Origin of the sequence: Streptomyces sp. NPDC060000, assembly GCF_042737375.1 — a bacterium.
GTDB lineage: Bacteria > Actinomycetota > Actinomycetes > Streptomycetales > Streptomycetaceae > Streptomyces.
Map to the genome: position 1 here is coordinate 65,025 of NZ_JBHWUU010000035.1, position 18,054 is coordinate 83,078.

The following is an 18,054-nucleotide window of genomic DNA, read 5'->3' on the forward strand; positions in this document are numbered from 1 at the left end:
GCCCCGCGTCTGAACGAAAAGGCCAGCCTCACGTCCCCGAAATCCGCCTCACCCACTACGACCGCGCCACCGGCTGGCCATTGGTGGAAGCTGTGGGCCCCGCAGGCGATTGCGCTTTCCGGCACGAAGCCAAGCCGACAGAGCTGCTTAGCGCAGGCCGGTGTCGCACACGACCGTCACCTCGGTGTACTCGCCGGGGCGAACAGCCACGTTCACCGCGTGACAAAAGTAGGTATGTGAGGCGTGAGCCGTCATGACATATGCGCCAGGCTGGAGTGACTCCTCGAACTGCCCGTCCCGCCCGCTATACAGGGTTGAAACGACAACTTGTGTCGATTGGTCCCTGACCTGGAGGGTGGCCGCCGTCGGTGTGCCCTGGCAGCCGCCCTCCCGTTCTTTCCCGGAGACCCTCTCGATCGGGCAAACGGGCCACGTGATGACCACGCCCTTCACTCCAGAGGCCCCACTGGGAGTCGCGGAAGACTGACTCGAATGCTGACCGCCCGGACTCTGGCATCCCAGGGCGAGCGCTGCCACGGTGACCAGCAGCGCGGCGCCGAGAAGAAACCCTCGTCTGTACCGCCGCCGCGGCACCAGGGCGCGTGGGAGGCGGGACAGAGGGTTCGGTCGAAGCGCTTGCACGTCTGCGCTCCTCGCCGCTGGAAAGCATCACACCAGCCGATAGCGAATCTTTCGCTTTCCACTTTAGGAAGCCGTGCGACGCCGCGCACAAAATGACTCTGGAGCTGGACGGGCGCGAGAGCACCCCTCCAGTTCCAGGGCGGGGAGAGGGGCCTGCGCTGACTAGCAGAGGCCGAGACGCCCGATGCGTGATCCCCACTGGGTGGGAGTCGTGTGCCGCTCGTTGACCAGCCAGGCGCTTTGCCCGTTGCCGCTGCGGCACCGATCGCGGACGGGGTCGATGGTGACTGCCGAGTAGTCTCCCCAGCGTTCGATGGGAAGTGGCGAGGGGTTGTAGGGGGCCGTCGCCTCCGCGAAGGTCGTCCCTCCGGTGACATTCACCGGATCGGTCGCGAAGCGGCTCGCGCCCTTCACTCTGGCCTGGTGGAGATCAGTGCCGAGAACATCTGTCGCCGACCAGGTGAAGAACATTCGCCCGATCGGATTGTCTCTGGTTCCCCCCACAGACGAGCCGACCACCGCCGGGTTGAAGTCGTCCGAGTCACTGGACTCGAAGACCAGGCCGGAACGACCAGCAGGCACGGTGGCAGTGGTGGTGTTGATCTGATACCACCTCGGGGTCGGGAATCCGCCCCCACCCGTCGCGATCGAGTGCACGTTGAGCAGCTGATTGCCGATCTGGGTGCTGGCATTCTGGAATCGACCGTCGAGTGCATCGAGCCGGTCGGCCACCCCGGGCTGACGGGCGGCGGGCGGTGCGGCAAACGTCGGTACCGGCACGTCGATGGCCGGAGCGATGGTCGCGTCGGGCGTGCCCAGGCCCCTGGCCCGGAACAGGCGCAGCGCATTGGGTGCGGTGACACTGGCCGACAGTAGGAAGGCGTTCGGGCTGCCGTCCTCGACAATCGGCGGCGCCACGGTTCCCGGGCTGCCGAGATTGAAGTAGGGGATCGAGAAGCCGGCCCCGCGGTAGATGGCGGACTTGGGGATTCCGAACGCCCGTGTGCGGAGGTAGACGTCGGCGGAGTCGAAGATGCTGCCTGTGATGATCACGGCGTCTTCGTTCAGCCCGAGCTGCGGGTAGTCGAAGAAGTCCGCTCCCTCCGGTACGTCCATCCTGTAGACGAAGAAGGAGCCTGTGGGGTCCGAGGTTGTTGACACTGCGAGGAAGACGTTCTGAACCGTCGTGTTCGGCTCCGGGAACGCCTCCGCAACAACAACCCACCGGTCTCGCTGCTTGTCGTAGACGACCCGTGGGTCGAAGATCCTCGTCGTGGTGTAGCCGAAGAAGCTGGCGAGCGACACGGTTGCCACGTTCGCACCGTCTGATTTCCTGAAGATCCCCAGACCGGTGCCGTTCGTGACCTCCACGAAATGCCTCAGACCAACTGCACCGTGAGTGTCTGGCGGGAGATCCGGCAGTGTTCCCTGGTTGGGACCTTCGAAGCTCTGCCGACTGGCCGGCGGGCGGGCATATGAGGTCTCCATACCGCCGGTCTTCGGGCGCTTCTGCGGCTGCACGTCTCGCGCATCGCCAAGTTTTTGAGCGGTTTCTGTTCGGAGAGCTCCCCTGGCCTCCCTGGTGTCTTTGCTTTGGTCGTTCCCCCGAGGCGTTACTACTGTCGCCTCAGATGCTTGGATTTGCTCCGTTGCCACGATGGTGTCGCCGTCGCTGGCCCGAGCACTGGTCGCCGTCTCGGGCAGGATGAAGCCCAGCGCAAGCAACGCGGCCGTGAGGGGCAGAATCCGACCGTATCTTCGCCTGATCGCCAACACGGCACCTCCAATCTCATGCAGCCACATAGGTGGCACAGTGGACCTTTTGGACATCATGGCTGGATGGTGAGGTCGTTTTGGGGCATTGACGTGCCTCGTCAACTGGGCCTCACTCGCGTGCTCGCCGCGAGTGGCGGGAAGCGAACGGGCGTGGTTCAGCCTGTCGGTGACGGGCTGACGGCAAGCTGCCCGTTCTCGGAGGATCCGCACCGCTCGAGCTGCGCGTGCAGTTGCTGAGTTCGTTTCCGGTACGGGCAGGCGAAGGGCATCCGCAACTCACTGGCGAACAGGGGAGCGCCGCGCCCGCACGGTGGTGGGCGCGGCGCTCCGGGGGGTGTGGCTGCTACTTGCTGGTGCCGACGGGGTGTGGGCGGTGGAGGCGAGGACGGTGACCTGGGCGCGGGGCTGATCGGTGGCGTCGAGCGTTCACAGCCGGTTGGGCTTCTGGTTGACGGGCTTGTCGATGAACGTCATCCGCCACCACAGCCACTGCGGCAGGCCGGCCTGACGGCGGGGCTCGGTGGTGCCGTAGCCGCTCGCGCCCGTGGTGTGGGCGGTCGTCTTCAGGGCCTGCGCCTAGGACCGCAGGGCAGGCTGGTTCTCGACCTGGATCGGGGCGGCCGGGTCCGAGGCCCTGCACGTCCGCGATGTCCACCGACCGCGCGGAGGGGCCGAAAGCCCCCGCTCCGGCGGACAGGGGATCCAGTCGCTGACGTGCCCAGGCGGGCATGCCAGGGCTCTGTCGAGGCTGTCCAGCCAGCCGGCCACCTCGTCGGAGGCGCAGCCCGCGTCCATGACGCGCCGCGCGAGCGCGACTGCCTCCGCGCGGTTCATCTCCACTGCACTCATCAGGTCCTTCCGCCACGGCCACCGCAAGGGGCCTCGTGATCGCCCGGACAGGTCCAAGACGCCGAGACGGGGCCCAGGGAGAATCCTGGACCCCGTCACCGGCTCGAGTGCTGCGGGCGTCAGCCGAGCGGCAGGCCCTTCACCGGCAGGGTCTTGGCGCCGGGCAGCCCGCCCTTCGTGAGGGAGTCCGTCGGCAGTCCGCCCTTCGTGGCGGTCGAGGCGGTGTCCCCGAGGAGGTTCCCGGCGGAGCCCGCCGCCTCGCCGGCCGCTTTCTGCGCCGCCGGAGCCGCCTTCTTCACGGCCTTGCCACCGGCCTTGCCCGCGGTCGGCACCGCCTGCTTGACGGCCTTGCCACCGGTCTCACCCGCGAGCCCGGTGACGTTCTGCGTCGCGCCGTCGACGGTGTTGCCGACGCCCGCCGCGTCCAGGGCGGTCAGTCCGCCGAGGTTCGGCGCGGCGGGAAGGCTGGGAGCCGCACTGGCGGAGCCGGCCGCACCGACCCCGGCGGCCGCTCCTGCAGCGACGAGCAGCGCGGCGCGGGCGATCCGGCGGGTCAGGGGGAGGGACATGATGCTCCTTCGACGGGAGAGAACAAGAACTGTCTGTGACTGCTGCCTGTGACTGCTGCCTGTGACGGCTGTTGCGACTGCTGTCTGCGGCTGCTGTCTGCGGCTGCTGTCTGTTACTGCTGTGACTGCCTGTCTGTCCGGGCCCGGACGCAGTGACTACCGCTCGAAGCCCACGAAGGTTGCGCACGGCCGACGCAAAGAGTTGGCAATGCGTCGCATTATCGGCTGCGGATAAAAGCGGGCAAAAGCGGCCCGATGTGAAAGTCCGTCCAACCCTCGCAGCCCTTTGTCCGCAAGGGATTCGCCGGTTACGGGGGTGACGGCGCGAAAACCTGAACACGTGGCCACCGGGACGTCCCGCACGTGACCCGACCGAGTGAGGACCCGTACTACTGAGCGGTCACTATCCGTACGCTGCCGGTGCGGCCGCCCGCCCCCGCGGACCCGGCGGCCTCCGCGGTGGTGGAGCCGGTCGCCCGCCACCGGCTGTCGGTGTTCCCGGCGACCCACTCCCGGCCCGCGTACGAGACGCGCTCGATGCGCAGCGCCGAGGAGTTGGCCACCGCCCAGTGCGCCAGCTGCCAGCCGCGCTCGCCGGCGCTGCGTCCACCGGCGGCGGTGTCCCCGGCCACGGGCAGCGTCACGGTCCGCCCACCGCTCTCGGCGGCCGGCGCACCGGAGTCCGTACCCGGGTCTGTGCCGGTGCCGCCCGAAGACGACGGGGAGGGCGAGGCGGCGGGTGAGGAACCCTCCGCCGCCACCTCCGCGCCCGTCTGCTGGAGCGCCTCCCGCCCGAAGTCGCGGACCAGCGCCGCCCGCACCGCGTCGGGGCCCGTGGCCTTCGTCGTGCTGTCCGAGCGGCCGTTGCAGGTCAGCGTGGCAGGCGAGGTCCCGGTCAACGCGGCGGCCAGCACCGTGGCGTCCGGCTCGTGCTTGGCGTACGCCTCCGGATAGCCGCTGCGCTGCACGCGCTGCGCGGCGACAGTGAGCGGTAGCCCGGTGTAGTCGGGGACCTTGGCGAGGTGCTCGTAGAAGATGTTCGCCGCGTACGCCGGGTCCGTGACCTGCTTCGCGGTGCCCCAGCCCTGGGAGGGCCGCTGCTGGAACAGGCCGAGCGAATCCCGGTCGCCATGGGTGAGGTTGCGCAGTCCCGACTCCTGGAGGGCGGTCGCGAGCGCGATCGCCACGGCCCGCTCGGGCATCGCCCGGTCGGTGCCGACGGCGGCGATCGTGGCCGCGTTCACCGCCTGCTCCGGCGTGAACTCGTAGGCCGCCCCGCTCCCGCCGCCGGCGGCGACTCTGCAGCCCGGATCTCCCGTGCCGCCGGTGACGTACTGCACCACGACATAACCCGCGACGGCGGACAGGACCACGCAGGACGCCCCGAAACGGAGGAGGCGGCCGCGGCGCTTGGGGGAGGGGGGCGGCTTCGGCACGGGTACAAGGTACTGGAGAGTACTGAGGAGCAGGAGGGCGCTGCGCAGAGTGGGGAAAACCGGGACCGTCAGTCGGCGCGTTAGGGTCGACGGCATGGCCGACACCCCGCTTGACCTCACTCTGGACGCCGCCGCACTCACCGCGCGGCTCGTCGACTTCCGTTCGGAGAGCGGCACCGAGAAGCCGCTCGCGGACGCGATCGAGACCGTCCTGCGCGCACTGCCCCACCTGACGGTGGACCGCTACGGCAACAACGTGGTCGCGCGTACGAGCCTGGGCCTCGCGGAGCGCGTGGTCCTCGCCGGCCACATCGACACGGTCCCGATCGCCGGCAACGTCCCCTCGCGGCTGGACGAGGACGGGGTCCTGTGGGGCTGCGGCACCTGTGACATGAAGTCGGGGGTGGCGGTCCAGCTGCGCATCGCGGCGACGGTCCCGGCGCCCAACCGCGACCTGACCTTCGTCTTCTACGACAACGAGGAGGTCGCCGCCGACCTCAACGGCCTCAAGCACGTGGCCGAGCACCGTCCGGAGTGGCTGGCCGGTGACTTCGCCGTGCTGCTCGAGCCCTCCGACGGCCAGGTGGAGGGCGGCTGCCAGGGCACCCTGCGGGTCCTGCTGAAGACGAAGGGTGAACGGTCCCACTCGGCGCGCAGCTGGATGGGCTCCAACGCCATCCACGCGGCGGCCCCGATCCTCGCCCGCCTCGCCTCCTACGAGCCGCGCTACCCGGTCATCGACGGCCTGGAGTACCGCGAGGGGCTCAACGCGGTCGGCATCACGGGCGGGGTGGCCGGCAACGTCATCCCCGACGAGTGCGTCGTCACCGTCAACTTCCGCTACGCGCCGGACCGCAGCGAGGAGGAGGCCGTCGCCCACGTCCGTGAGGTCTTCGCCGACTGCGGAGTGGCGGAGTTCGTGGTCGACGACCACAGTCCCGCCGCCCTCCCCGGCCTCTCCCACCCGGCCGCGGCGGCCTTCATCAAGGCGGTCGGCGGCACCCCGATGCCCAAGTACGGCTGGACGGACGTGAGTCGCTTCTCCGCGCTGGGCGTCCCCGCGGTCAACTACGGCCCCGGCAACCCGCACTTGGCGCACAAGCGGGACGAACGCGTGGAAACGGCCAAGATCCTGGCGGGCGAGGAGCGTCTGAGGACCTGGCTCACCACCTGAGGGGACGTCCGGCGCGTCGCCGCTGTACGGCGGACACGCCGACGTCCCCCGTCCGTAACCCGCCTGGATCTACGCTGAGGTGGAACGAATCTCCCCGGCTCGCGGCTTCGCCCGAGCCGGGGAGACCCCGATCGCGGAGGGAGCTCACCATGGCTACAGGGAACCCCGAGGGCAAGAAGCAGCCACCGGACGAACGGCGCCTGGGACCGGTCCTCCGCAGGCGGGACCAGGTGCAGGCGAGCACGACCGACCAGCGGCTGCTGGACGAACGGGCGCCCTCGGACTGGGTGCACACGGACCCCTGGCGGGTGCTGCGCATCCAGTCGGAGTTCATCGAGGGCTTCGGCACCCTCGCCGAACTCCCCCCGGCGATCAGCGTGTTCGGATCCGCCCGCACATCGGTCGGCTCCCCGGAGTACGAGGCGGGCGTACGCCTCGGCAGCGCCCTCGTAGACGCCGGGTGGGCCGTCATCACGGGCGGCGGCCCGGGCGCGATGGAGGCCGCCAACAAGGGGGCGTCCGACGCGGGCGGCGTCTCGGTGGGGCTGGGCATCGAGCTCCCCTTCGAACAGGGCCTCAACCCGTACGTCGACATCGGCCTGAACTTCCGCTACTTCTTCGTGCGGAAGATGATGTTCGTGAAGTACGCGCAGGGCTTCGTGGTCCTGCCCGGCGGCCTCGGCACCCTGGACGAACTCTTCGAGGCCCTCACCCTCGTCCAGACCCAGAAGGTCACCCGCTTCCCGATCGTCCTCTTCGGCACGGAGTACTGGGGCGGCCTGATCGACTGGCTGAAGAACACCCTGATCGCCCAGGGCAAGGCCTCCGAGAAGGACCTCCTCCTCTTCCACGTCACGGACGACGTGGAGGAGGCGGTGGCCCTGGTGTCGAAGGAGGCGGGCCGCTGACGCTCTTCAGCCCGTACGGGGCCCCCTCTGGGGGAGATTGAGGACGAGGCCCTTTCGGGGCCGAAGCGGGGGTCTGGGGGCGCAGCCCTCAGGTCCGGGACGGGAAGGGGCGGCGGGGGCGAGAAAAGCTAGGCGAGCCCCCGCCGCGCCACCGCCGGCGCCCGATGCCCCGCGATGGCGCCGACCATGTCCAGCACCTGCCGAGTCTCCGCCACCTCGTGCACCCGGTACACCTGCGCCCCGAGCCACGCCGACACGGCGGTGGTGGCCAGCGTCCCGACGACCCGCTCCTTCACCGGCCGGTCCAGCGACTCGCCCACGAAGTCCTTGTTGGACAGGGACACCAGCACCGGCCACCCCGTCTCGACCATCTCCCCGAGCCGCCGGGTCGCCTCCAGACTGTGCCGGGTGTTCTTCCCGAAGTCGTGCCCGGGATCGATCATGATCGACTCCCTCGGCACCCCCAGCTCCGCCGCCCGCTCAGCGAGCCCCACGGTCACCCGCAGGATGTCGGCCATGACGTCGTCGTACGTCACCCGATGCGGACGCGTCCGCGGCTCGGCGCCCCCCGCGTGCGTGCACACCAGCCCGGCCCCGTACCGCGCCGCGACCTCCGCCAGCCGTGGGTCCACGCCGCCCCAGGCGTCGTTGAGCACGTCGGCCCCCGCCTCGCAGACCGCCTCCCCGACCTCGGCCCGCCAGGTGTCCACGCTGATGATCACGTCCGGGAAGCGCCGTCGCACCTCGGCCACGAAGCCGACGGTCCGCCGGGCCTCCTCCTGCGCGGTGACCTCCTCACCGGGACCGGCCTTGACGCCACCGACGTCGATGACGGCCGCGCCCTCCGCCACCGCCTGCTCCACGCGCGCGAGGGCCGGCTCGTCACGGAAGGTCGCCCCCTGGTCGTAGAAGGAGTCGGGAGTCCGGTTCACGATCGCCATGATCACCGGCTCGTGCGCGCCGAATTCACGCCTGCCCAGCCTGAGCATCCCCTGTGACCTCTCCTAGTACGTCCCGCACATCCACCGCCTGCGACCCTAACCGTCGGACCCGCATGGCACGATCGGACCCAAGCACATCCACTTCGAGCACTCCGAGCATGGGGACCCACCGATGGTTATGTTCTTGTTCCTGGTCATCGCGCTCGCCGTCGTGGTCGCCGCGGTGACACTCGCCGTGGTGGGCGGCGGCGAAGGCACCGGCCCGTTGCCGGAGGTCGCCCCCGAGCGGTTGCACGACCCGTTGCCCGCGGACCGCCCGGTCGACCGGTCCGACCTCGACCACCTCCGCTTCCCGCTGGCCGTCCGCGGCTACCGGATGGCCGACGTGGACGACGCCCTCAACCGCGTCGCCGCCGAACTCGCCGAACGCGACGCCCGCATCGCCGACCTGGAGTCCGCCCTGGCCGGCGCCAGGACCCCGGCCGGCGCCGGCCAGGTCTCCATGGAGAAGCCGGCCCCGGAGGACCACCAGTGAGTGACGGGAGTGCCCTGGCCGGCGCGGACGGCGCGCCGCGCTGCCCCTGGGCCCTGTCCACGCCGGACTACGTGACGTACCACGACGAGGAGTGGGGCCGCCCGGTCCACGGCGACGACGCGCTGTTCGAGCGCCTCAGCCTCGAGGCCTTCCAGTCCGGCCTGTCCTGGATCACGATCCTGCGCCGCCGCCCCGGCTTCCGCACGGCCTTCGCCGACTTCAAGATCGCCTCGGTCGCGGCCTTCACCGACGAGGACCGCGAACGCCTCCTCGCCGACCCGGGCATCATCCGCAACCGTGCCAAGGTCGACGCCACCCTCGCCAACGCGCGCGTGCTGGCCGACTGGGCGCCCGGCGACCTGGACGAGCTGATCTGGTCGCACGCGCCCGACCCGGCAGCCCGTCCGGTCCCCAAGACCCTGGCCGACGTCCCGGCGGTGACGGAGGAGTCGACCGCCCTGTCGAAGGCCCTGAAGAAGCGGGGCCTGCGCTTCGTGGGCCCGACGACGGCGTACGCGCTGATGCAGGCGTGCGGCCTGGTGAACGACCATTTGGAAACCTGCGTGAGCAGACCTGCCTGAGCGGACCTGCCTGAGCAGGGCTGTCCCAGCGGAGCTGCCTGAGCGGTGCCGGCCGAGCGGTGCCGGCCGAGCGGTGCCGGCCGAGCAGAGCTGTCCGAGCAGAGCTGTCCGAGGGGACTTGGCTGGGCGGAACCGGCCGGGCGGACCGTCCGGCCGGCAGATCTGCCTGAGGGGCGCGGCGTAAGCGCCGACGCGCGGCGGCGCCGCTCGCCGTCCCGGACTCAGCGGCCCAGGTACTTCGGCGTTCCCTTCTCGACGAACGCCCGCACCGCGATCGTGTGGTCCTCCGACGCCCCCGCCCGGGTCTGCAGCTCGTCCTCCTTCACCAGCGTCTCGGCGAGCGAGTGGGAGAACCCGTACGCGACGGACTCCTTGATCGCCGCGTACGCCACCGTCGGCCCCTCGGCCAGCATCCGCGCCAGCTGCTCGGCCGCGGTCCGCAGCGAGGCCGCCGGGACGATCCGGTTGGCGATGCCCAGCTCGTACGCCTCCTTGGCGGTGATGCTGCGCGGGAAGAGCAGCAGGTCGGCGGCGCGGCCCGGGCCGATCACCCGGGGCAGGGTCCACGAGACACCTGAGTCGGCGGTGAGCGCGACCCCCGCGAACGAGGTGTTGAAGGACGCCGTGTCGGCCACCAGGCGGTAGTCCGCGGCCAGCGCGAAACCGAAACCGGCTCCGGCGGCGACGCCGTTCACGGCGGCGATCACCGGCTTCGGCGCCTCGGTCAGTGCCCGCACGATCGGGTTGTAGTGCTCCGCGACCGTGCTCATGACCTCCTTCGAGCCCTCGGCCAGCAGTGCGATGTGCTCCTTGAGGTCCTGTCCCACGCAGAACGCCCGCTCGCCTGCGGCGGTCAGCAGTACGGCCCGTACGGCGTCGTCGGTGGTCGCGGACTGGACCGCCTCCCGGAGGGCGGCCTTGGTCGCGATGTTCAGCGCGTTCATCGCCTCCGGGCGGTTCAGCGTGATCGTCGCGAGCCCGTCGCTCACTTCGTAGAGCACGGTGTCGGCCATGGCGTTTCCCCTCCGTCGCGGCTCGGGCGTACTACTGGTCAGTACACCCGGTGTACGAGGACAGCATGGCGGAGATCACCGTCCGCGGGCCCGACCCGACGTGTGACCTGCGTCAAAGAATTCGGGAGGGTTTCCGGTGCGCGGAAGTCCGTGCGGCGGTGCAGTATCGCAGTCACATCGCCGAATTGAGTGGTTTTGCTCGCGCGCGTTGCCCAAGCGATGCCGACTGATGTTGGTCATCGGGTCCTGAGATGCGGGATAATGGCCTGGAAGCAATGTGTTCGATGCCGGTGTCGCGAGTCCCACGCTGGGTCGCGGCTGCCCTCCATGGGCCGTCGGCTTTGGCGATGAGCTGGTTTCAGGAAGGGGAACGAGCATGGCGGCCATGAAGCCGCGAACGGGTGATGGCCCGCTCGAGGTGACCAAGGAGGGGCGGGGCATCGTCATGCGCGTTCCGCTCGAAGGCGGCGGTCGACTCGTCGTCGAGCTGACCCCCGACGAGGCCGACGCGCTCGGCGACGCCCTCAAGAAGGTCGTCGGCTGACGCGCAAGCGACCCTACTCTTTCAACCGCTCCGGCATCCTTCTGGGTGCCGGAGCGGTTGTTTTGCCGGATTTCCCGCGGTCCGCCGGGTCCGCCTAGCCCGAAAGGCCCAAGGGCCGCCCGCAGTATTGCCTGTGGAGCACGCCGTCGGCGGACCCCCGGGCTCAGCGCCTCAGCGCGCGCCTCAGTGCCTCAGCGCTTGACCGCGCACAGCAGTCCGTCGCCCACCGGCAGCAGGGAGGGCACCAGCTCCTGGCTCTCGCGCACCGACCGCAGCAACTCCCGGATTCTTATGACCTCCGTGGGCTGCGGCCCCGAATCGACCGTGCGGCCGTTGGCGAAGACGCCCTCGAAGACGACGAGGCCACCCGGTCTCAGCAGGCGCAACGATTCGGCGAGATACTCCAGGAGTTCGAGCCGGTCACCGTCGCAGAAGACGAGGTCGTAGCCGACGTCCGCGAGGCGGGGCAGGACGTCGAGCGCGCGGCCGGGGATGAACCGGGCCCGGTTGCTGGCGAAGCCGCAGGCGCGGAAGGCCTGCCGGGCGAACTGCTGGTGCTCGGGCTCGGGGTCGACGGTCGTCAGGACGCCGTCCGGGCGCATCCCGTGCAGCAGGTGGATCCCGGAGACGCCGGTACCGGTACCGATCTCCGCGACCGCCTTCGCGTCCACGGTGGCGGCGAGCATCCGCAGCGCGGCGCCCGTGCTGGGCGACACCGAGCGCAGCCCTGCCTCACGTGCCCGGTCACGGGCCCAGTGCAGTGCTTCGTCCTCGGCGGCATAGGCGTCGGCGAACGCCCAGCTTGCCTGCCGGTTGCCGGTAATGACCCTCTCCTGTCCCCGTGGTTGCCTCGGCGTGACTGTATCCGTTGGCGCCGGGAACCCGCAGATGGGACCGGACGTTTGAAGGGGTGGGAACGACAACGGGGGACACGGTTGAATCACGATGGAGGACCGGGTGCCGAGCAAGTGCTGACGCAGCCGTATGAGCCGTATCAGCGCACATCAATTTCTCGTAAAACCGCTTATCCGGAGCTAACGGGCGAGGTGGCTATGGTAGGTGCTCCACTGGACATCACCACCAGAGCCGACAGGGGAGGTGCGGCCGTGCATGTGGATCGGGGAGGAGTGCTGCGGCGCTTTCTCGGGTCGGCGGGCAGGCCGGAATCCGTGAACGACACCGCTGCTGACCACAGCCAGGCCGCCGGCATCGCCGCCGTCCCCGCCCAGACCGCGACCTTCTCCACCGACGCGGACGGGCAGGCGTGGACTCCGCCCACGTGGGAGGAGATCGTCAGCATGCACAGCGGCCGGGTCTACCGGCTCGCCTACCGTCTGACCGGCAACCAGCACGACGCCGAGGACCTCACCCAGGAGGTCTTCGTGCGCGTCTTCCGCTCCCTGTCGACGTACACCCCGGGCACCTTCGAGGGCTGGCTGCACCGCATCACCACCAACCTCTTCCTGGACATGGTCCGTCGCAAGCAGCGCATCCGCTTCGACGCGCTCGGCGAGGACGCGGCCGAGCGGCTGCCCAGCAAGGAGCCCAACCCGCAGCAGATCTTCAACGACGCCCACTTCGACGCGGACGTCCAGCAGGCCCTCGACACCCTGGCGCCGGAGTTCCGCGCCGCGGTCGTCCTCTGCGACATCGAAGGCCTGTCCTACGAGGAGATCGCCGCGACCCTGGGCGTCAAGCTGGGCACGGTCCGCTCGCGTATCCACCGCGGCCGTTCGCAGCTGCGCAAGGCCCTCGCGCACCGCTCACCCGAAGCGCGTGCCGAGCGCCGCTCCTTCGTGCCCCGCGTTCCCGCTCTGGGAGGAGGAAGGGGCGCGACCGCGTGAGTGGATCCCGGCACAACGCCACCGAGAGGCTCCTCGCGGAGCAGCATCTCGGAGACCGGCTGTCCGCCCTGGTGGACGGCGAGCTCGGACATGACACCCGTGAGCGTGTACTCGCGCACGTGGCGACCTGCCCCAGGTGCAAGTCGGAGGTCGACGCGCAGCGCCGGCTGAAGAACGTCTTCGCCGAAGTCGCCCCGCCCGCTCCCTCCGAGAGTTTCCTGGCCCGCCTTCAGGGACTCCCCGCAGGAGGTGACCCGGACAGCGGTGGTACGCCGCTGGGCGGGGGAGGGTTCGGCGACGGAGCCTTCGGAGTGAGAGGGACGAGACGGGACGAGTCGTTCGAGTTCGGCTACGTACCCGCCCACGACCACGGGTCCGTACTCTCACCTGCCTCGGACCGGGGCTTCCGTATCCATCCCGTCGGCCGTGGCGACCGCCATGACGCCGAGCGTTCGCGCAGTATGCGGTTCGCGTTCGTCGCCGCCGGCGCGGTGTCGCTGGCCGCGATCGCACTGGGCGGTATGACGACCGTCGCTCCGATCGACACCACCGCCGACAGCCGGGGGGGCGCGGGCTCCGGGAGCAATGTGACACCGGCCCGCACGCCGGGCACGGGCTCCGCGACGACCTCGGAGAGCCTGCGCCGCCGAGCCGCCGGCCCCCTGCTCTCCCAGGGCGGCCAGCTCGGCGACACCCCGGTCGCCCCGACCGAGGTGTCCGCACCGCTGCTGCCCGGCGTGCCCTCTCCGGCCGGTGGTCCGGTCGAAGAGGCCCTGCACCGGCTCACCTCGCCCATGGTGGCCGGCGCCGCGGTGATGTCCCCGCTGATACGTCCGCTGGGCACCACCTCGCCGATCGCCCTGACGGCCCTGACCACCACCGCACCCGGGGCAACCGGGCCCGGTCCGCTCGCCGCGCCCGTTCCCGCCGGCACCACCTCGCCCTCCTCGCAGAACACCCGCTGACGGGGCCCTGCGCCGCCCGGCGCGAACCTGGTTGAATCCTGGGAGGACCGCGTCCTGCCAGGCAGCCGGGCGCGAAGCGGATTTCGCCGGGCCGGTGCCGGAGCCTGTGCCGCCCGTTCGGTACTGCGGCTCCGGGGTGAGGGGCTCGAGTGGGGGAGAGCATGGACGAGGGGAAGTCCACGAGGGCGAAGTGGTGGAGCCGGCCTCGACCGCAGGCCTCCGTGGGGCGACAACGCCCCGCGGACCCGGTCGAGGACCCGACGGCGCAGCCGGCCCCCGAGGAGACCACGAGCCGCCCACCGTCGACCAGGACCGAAGACCCCGGCGACTTCGAACTGGCCCGCCCCACAGGACCGGCCCCCAGCGATGCGACTGCGGCCACGAAGGCCGACCTCGACGCGGACGACGCCGTCGCCGACAACCCCGTCGCCGCTCCTGACGACGGCGACGGCGACTACGAACTGAGCCGCCCCACGGGCCAGGCGGGACTCCAACCGGCCGGAGCTTCGTCGGCCGACCTGACCGACCCGCCGACGAAGACGGACCGGGTGGCCCGGGCGGCCCACCCGGCCGAGCCGGGCCAGGTGGATCAAGCGCGCCAGGCGGAGTACCCAGGCCAGGTGGACCAAGCGGGCCAGGCGGATTACGCAGGCGAGGTGGATCAGGCGGGCCACGCGGCCGAGGCCGACCGGGTGGGCCAGGCAGGGCAGGAGTGCCCGGAGGCTGTTGGGCCCGCCGCCCACCCGGGCAGCCGAGCCGGCGGTGTCCGCTCCGCCGGGGCGGCTCCCTCAGAGGGCCCGGTGACTGACGAACGGCCCAGGCCTCTGCACGACCCCGATCCCTACAGCACCCCGCCCTACGGCGAACCGGGTCCCTGGGCGCCCGCACCCCCTGTCCTGCACCCGGCGGCGACGACGCCCGCGCTCGGCAGCGTCCCTGACGCCGCACCTGGCGTCGGCCCGGGCCTGCCGCCCGCGCCTGCCGTCGGCCCGTGTCCTGTGCCCTCGTCGGGCCTCGCGCCTGGGGTCGGCACCGGTCCTCTGCCCGCGTCAGGTCCCGCGCCTGCCGTTGGCTCGGGTCCTCTGCCCGTGCCGGGTTCCGTACCTGGAACCGGCACGCATCCTCTGCCTGCGTCGGGCCTCGCGCCTGGGGCCGGCACAGGTCCGGTGCCGGCGTCGGGTTCCGCGTCTGCCGCAGGGACGGGTCCGCTGGCCGGGTCGGGCGCCGCGCCGGGGGTTGCTGTCGATCCCTGGCATCGCTACGACCCCTGGTCCGCCATTCCCGCCGCCGGGGCCACGGGCCCCGGGGCCTCACGCTCCGGAGCTCCCCTCGGAGGCGGGTCCCTCCAGTACACCGGGGCGGGCGGGCTCGGCCAGTACCCCGACGCGGTAACGCTCACCGAGGGCGAGCGGCGTCGCCGGACGCGGAAGCGGCTGCTGGGGGGAGCGCTGGCCGTCGCGCTGGTCTCCGGCGGGCTCGGCGGAGCCGTGGGCGCCTATCTGGAGCGCAACGGCGGGCTCAACCCCGTACGGCTGCCGCAGGCCTCCGCGGAGCCCACCGGGCGGCCCGCGGACAGTGTGGCCGGGATCGCCGCGCGGGCTCTGCCCGGCGTCGTCACACTGCACGTCAGCGGCAGCGCGGAGTCCGGCACCGGCACCGGGTTCGTGCTCGACGCGCTCGGCTACATCCTCACCAACAACCACGTCGTGGAGCCCGCCGGGGGCGACGGCAAGATATCGGTCGTCTTCAACGGGGGCCAGACCGTCCCGGCCGAGGTCGTCGGCCGGGACAGCGGTTACGACCTCGCCGTGGTGAGGGTGAGCGGGGTGAAGGGCCTGAAACCCCTCTCCCTCGGAAACTCCGACAACGTCCGGGTCGGTGACCCGGTCGTCGCCATCGGCGCTCCCTTCGATCTCGAGGGCACCGTCACCTCCGGCATCATCAGCGCCAGGGAACGGCCCGTCACCGCCGGCGGCCGGAGCGGGGACGGGAGCGACGTGTCGTACGTCGACGCCCTGCAGACCGACGCGCCGATCAACCCGGGGAACTCCGGCGGGCCGCTCCTCGACACGCGGGGCCGCGTCATCGGCATCAACTCCGCGATCCGTTCCGCCGACGACGGCACCGACTCGGACACCGCAGGGGCAGGTTCGATCGGCCTGGGTTTCGCCATCCCGATCAACCAGGGCAAGCGCGTCGCCGAGGAGCTGATCAACACCGGCAGGGCGACCCACCCGGTCATCGGTGTCACGCTCGACATGGACTACGCGGGGGACGGCGCCCGAGTCGGTACGCAGGAAGGCGCCGCGGGCTCCCCGGTCACCGCGGGCGGGCCCGCCGACCGGGCCGGCGTCCGGGCGGGTGACGTCATCACGGAGGTCGACGGCAAGCCCGTCCACTCCGGCGAGGAACTGATCGTCAGGACCCGCGCCCACCGCCCCGGCGACCGGCTGGCGCTGACGGTCGAACGGGGCGGCCGGGAACGTACTCTCACCCTGGTCCTCGGTTCGTCCGGCGGTGGCTGACACGGCGCGCCCGCGCCCCGCGGCGGGAACGGCCCGTCCCCGCCCCCTCCCGGTCCGTTCCCGACATTGACAGAAACGTCACAGGTCGGGCCCCGGAACCCGGTCCCACAAGGCAAACAACGCGAAAAACCGGCCGCGTACACGTACTCGGAGGCCCCGAGACGGTACCGGTCGGACAGGTGCGACAGGTACCGTGGACCCGGCCCGGACCACGGAAGACCCGAACTTGACCACTGAGGGCCGAGGGCCGAGGACCGCGGACATCGCAAGGAGCTTCAGGTGTTCAATGACATAGGACCGCTCGAGCTGGTGACGATCGTCGTCCTGGCCGTGCTCGTCTTCGGTCCGGACAAGCTCCCGAAGGTCATCCAGGACGTGATGCGCACCGTCCGGAAGATCCGCGAGTTCTCGGAGAGCGCCAAGGCGGACATCCGCAGCGAACTGGGTCCGGAGTTCAAGGACTTCGAGTTCGAGGACCTCAACCCCAAGACGTTCATCCGCAAGCAGCTGGACAACGACGAGCTGGGGCTGAAGGAGATCCGCAACGGCTTCGACCTGAAGAAGGAGATGGCCGACGTCACGGACGCGGTCCACAGCCGGGACACGGACACCTCCGCCTCGGGGCCCTCCTCCTCGTCGGGTCCGTCGGCGCTGTCGGGTTCGTCGGGGGACGGCCGTATCGACATGACCAAGAAGCCCGGGGAGCCCGGCAAGGACGACCGTCCGCCCTTCGACGCGGACGCCACCTGAGCCACTCGCGCCGCCCGGTGTGAGGGGGCGCACTCCGCACGCGCCGGGCGGCTGCCCGGCAGCCCGGAGCGGGGTGGCTATGCTGCCTGGTTGTTGTGCGGAGCGGACGAGTACGCCCGAAGGGGGGCGGGCCGGTCGTTCCGTCGAGAACGAGGAGGCGTCCGGGCACATGGAGACGACGAGTCGCGCAGTCGCGCAGACGCCGGCCGCGGAGGACGGACAACAGGTCCCCTCCGCCCGGCGTACGGTCGACGGCTACCTGGAGGCACCCTTCCCCTGGTACGGCCTCGACGAGGCCTTCACGGGGCCCCGCTGGCTGATGCAGGTGGGTGCGGCGGCCGACGGAGTCGCCGAGCACGGTTCCATCGGACACGGTGACGAACCCTCCGTACGGCACGAGACGGCCGGTGAGGACCGGGGGAAGTTCGCGGTCGTCGTGACCGTGGCCGCGAACCCCGTGCGGCGCAGCCCGGACGGCACGGGCCTGCTGGAGGCCACCTCCGTGTCCTCGGCCGCCTGGCTCGCGGGGGTGGGCCTGCTGTCCTTCACCTGGCCGGGCCAGATGGACCACAGCCTGCGCGACGACTGGCTGGACCAGCAGACCGAGACGGCGTGGGTACTCGCCGACGACCTCGCGGGGGAGGACTGGTCGACGCTGTCCCTGCCGGTCGACGGCGTGCCGACCCCCTTCCACTACCGCGAGTCCGAATTCGGCTGGGTGCTGGCCGGCTCGACCTCGCAAGGAGTGCACGTGGGGGCGTACGGGAGGGGCATGAGCGCGTACGGCCTCGGTTTCGCCATGATCAAGGACATCGAGACGTACGCCTGACCGGCCGCGCGCCGACCGGCTGTGCTCCTGACCGGCCGCGCGCCGACCGGCTGTGCTCCTGGTCGGCCGTGCGCCGGATCCGTACGACAGCGGGGGGGGCCGCCCGGCCAAAGACGGCCGCCCCCCCGTCGTGCGGGGGTATAGGGGCGGGGGCCCCCGGGGGGGCCGGGGCC

16 protein-coding genes are annotated in these 18,054 nt (G+C 71.0%); 10 read left to right on the top strand and 6 right to left on the bottom strand.

The features are described 5' to 3' along the window. Window positions 1-804: 804 nt before the first annotated feature. The 3 genes from ACFWBB_RS20015 to ACFWBB_RS20025 form a co-directional block, all read right to left on the bottom strand. The gene (locus tag ACFWBB_RS20015) at window positions 805-2,445 is read right to left on the bottom strand and encodes a hypothetical protein (RefSeq protein WP_385273855.1); all 1,641 of its coding nucleotides are present in this window, start codon (window positions 2,443-2,445) and stop codon (window positions 805-807) included. 941 nt (window positions 2,446-3,386) lie between these two features. Then, window positions 3,387-3,836 carry an ATP-binding protein gene (locus tag ACFWBB_RS20020; RefSeq protein ID WP_385273858.1) on the bottom strand — a complete coding sequence of 150 codons (450 nt, stop codon included), beginning with the start codon at window positions 3,834-3,836 and terminating at the stop codon, window positions 3,387-3,389. Between the two features lie 389 nt (window positions 3,837-4,225). Next, window positions 4,226-5,272, bottom strand: coding sequence for a heavy metal transporter (locus ACFWBB_RS20025; RefSeq protein ID WP_385273861.1), 1,047 nt, complete (start codon window positions 5,270-5,272; stop codon window positions 4,226-4,228). 94 nt (window positions 5,273-5,366) lie between these two features. Between ACFWBB_RS20025 and dapE the strand changes: the two genes are divergently transcribed. After that, window positions 5,367-6,446, top strand: a complete 1,080-nt coding sequence (gene dapE, locus ACFWBB_RS20030) for a succinyl-diaminopimelate desuccinylase (RefSeq protein ID WP_385273864.1) — start codon at window positions 5,367-5,369, stop codon at window positions 6,444-6,446. 149 nt (window positions 6,447-6,595) lie between these two features. Then, entirely contained in the window at window positions 6,596-7,354 is a 759-nt protein-coding gene (locus ACFWBB_RS20035) for a TIGR00730 family Rossman fold protein (RefSeq protein ID WP_385273867.1), read from the top strand. Window positions 7,355-7,482: 128 nt separating this feature from the next. Here ACFWBB_RS20035 and folP read toward each other — a convergent pair whose 3' ends face one another. Beyond that, window positions 7,483-8,343 carry a dihydropteroate synthase gene (gene folP, locus ACFWBB_RS20040; protein WP_385273870.1) on the bottom strand — a complete coding sequence of 287 codons (861 nt, stop codon included), beginning with the start codon at window positions 8,341-8,343 and terminating at the stop codon, window positions 7,483-7,485. 130 nt (window positions 8,344-8,473) lie between these two features. Between folP and ACFWBB_RS20045 the strand changes: the two genes are divergently transcribed. Both ACFWBB_RS20045 and ACFWBB_RS20050 read left to right on the top strand, forming a co-directional pair. Further along, window positions 8,474-8,830 (top strand): DivIVA domain-containing protein, encoded by a 357-nt coding sequence (locus ACFWBB_RS20045; RefSeq protein ID WP_385273892.1) that lies wholly within the window; start codon window positions 8,474-8,476, stop codon window positions 8,828-8,830. Then, entirely contained in the window at window positions 8,827-9,411 is a 585-nt protein-coding gene (locus ACFWBB_RS20050) for a DNA-3-methyladenine glycosylase I (protein ID WP_385273873.1), read from the top strand. Before ACFWBB_RS20045 ends, ACFWBB_RS20050 begins: the two co-directional genes overlap by 4 nt. A gap of 221 nt (window positions 9,412-9,632) precedes the next feature. On the opposite strand, the gene ACFWBB_RS20055 is transcribed toward ACFWBB_RS20050, so the two are convergent. After that, window positions 9,633-10,424 carry an enoyl-CoA hydratase/isomerase family protein gene (locus ACFWBB_RS20055; RefSeq protein WP_385273875.1) on the bottom strand — a complete coding sequence of 264 codons (792 nt, stop codon included), beginning with the start codon at window positions 10,422-10,424 and terminating at the stop codon, window positions 9,633-9,635. Between the two features lie 376 nt (window positions 10,425-10,800). Between ACFWBB_RS20055 and ACFWBB_RS20060 the strand changes: the two genes are divergently transcribed. Continuing rightward, complete coding sequence (locus ACFWBB_RS20060; RefSeq protein ID WP_003966491.1) at window positions 10,801-10,968, top strand: DUF3117 domain-containing protein; 168 nt, start codon at window positions 10,801-10,803, stop codon at window positions 10,966-10,968. A gap of 191 nt (window positions 10,969-11,159) precedes the next feature. Here ACFWBB_RS20060 and ACFWBB_RS20065 read toward each other — a convergent pair whose 3' ends face one another. Then, a complete protein-coding gene (locus ACFWBB_RS20065; RefSeq protein WP_385273895.1) occupies window positions 11,160-11,858 on the bottom strand; it encodes an O-methyltransferase in 699 nt (232 codons plus the stop codon). Window positions 11,859-12,095: 237 nt separating this feature from the next. On the opposite strand from ACFWBB_RS20065, the gene sigE reads away from it, so the two are divergent. From sigE to ACFWBB_RS20090, 5 genes are all read left to right on the top strand, one after another. After that, window positions 12,096-12,812, top strand: coding sequence for an RNA polymerase sigma factor SigE (gene sigE, locus ACFWBB_RS20070; protein WP_385273898.1), 717 nt, complete (start codon window positions 12,096-12,098; stop codon window positions 12,810-12,812). Next, the gene (locus tag ACFWBB_RS20075) at window positions 12,809-13,777 is read left to right on the top strand and encodes a zf-HC2 domain-containing protein (RefSeq protein WP_385273878.1); all 969 of its coding nucleotides are present in this window, start codon (window positions 12,809-12,811) and stop codon (window positions 13,775-13,777) included. Before sigE ends, ACFWBB_RS20075 begins: the two co-directional genes overlap by 4 nt. 896 nt (window positions 13,778-14,673) lie before the next feature. Beyond that, window positions 14,674-16,302 (top strand): trypsin-like peptidase domain-containing protein, encoded by a 1,629-nt coding sequence (locus ACFWBB_RS20080; protein ID WP_385273901.1) that lies wholly within the window; start codon window positions 14,674-14,676, stop codon window positions 16,300-16,302. Window positions 16,303-16,581: 279 nt separating this feature from the next. Continuing rightward, a complete protein-coding gene (locus ACFWBB_RS20085; RefSeq protein ID WP_385273881.1) occupies window positions 16,582-17,052 on the top strand; it encodes a sec-independent translocase in 471 nt (156 codons plus the stop codon). 169 nt (window positions 17,053-17,221) lie between these two features. Then, window positions 17,222-17,881 carry a hypothetical protein gene (locus ACFWBB_RS20090; protein WP_385273883.1) on the top strand — a complete coding sequence of 220 codons (660 nt, stop codon included), beginning with the start codon at window positions 17,222-17,224 and terminating at the stop codon, window positions 17,879-17,881. The last annotated feature ends 173 nt before the right edge of the window (window positions 17,882-18,054 follow it).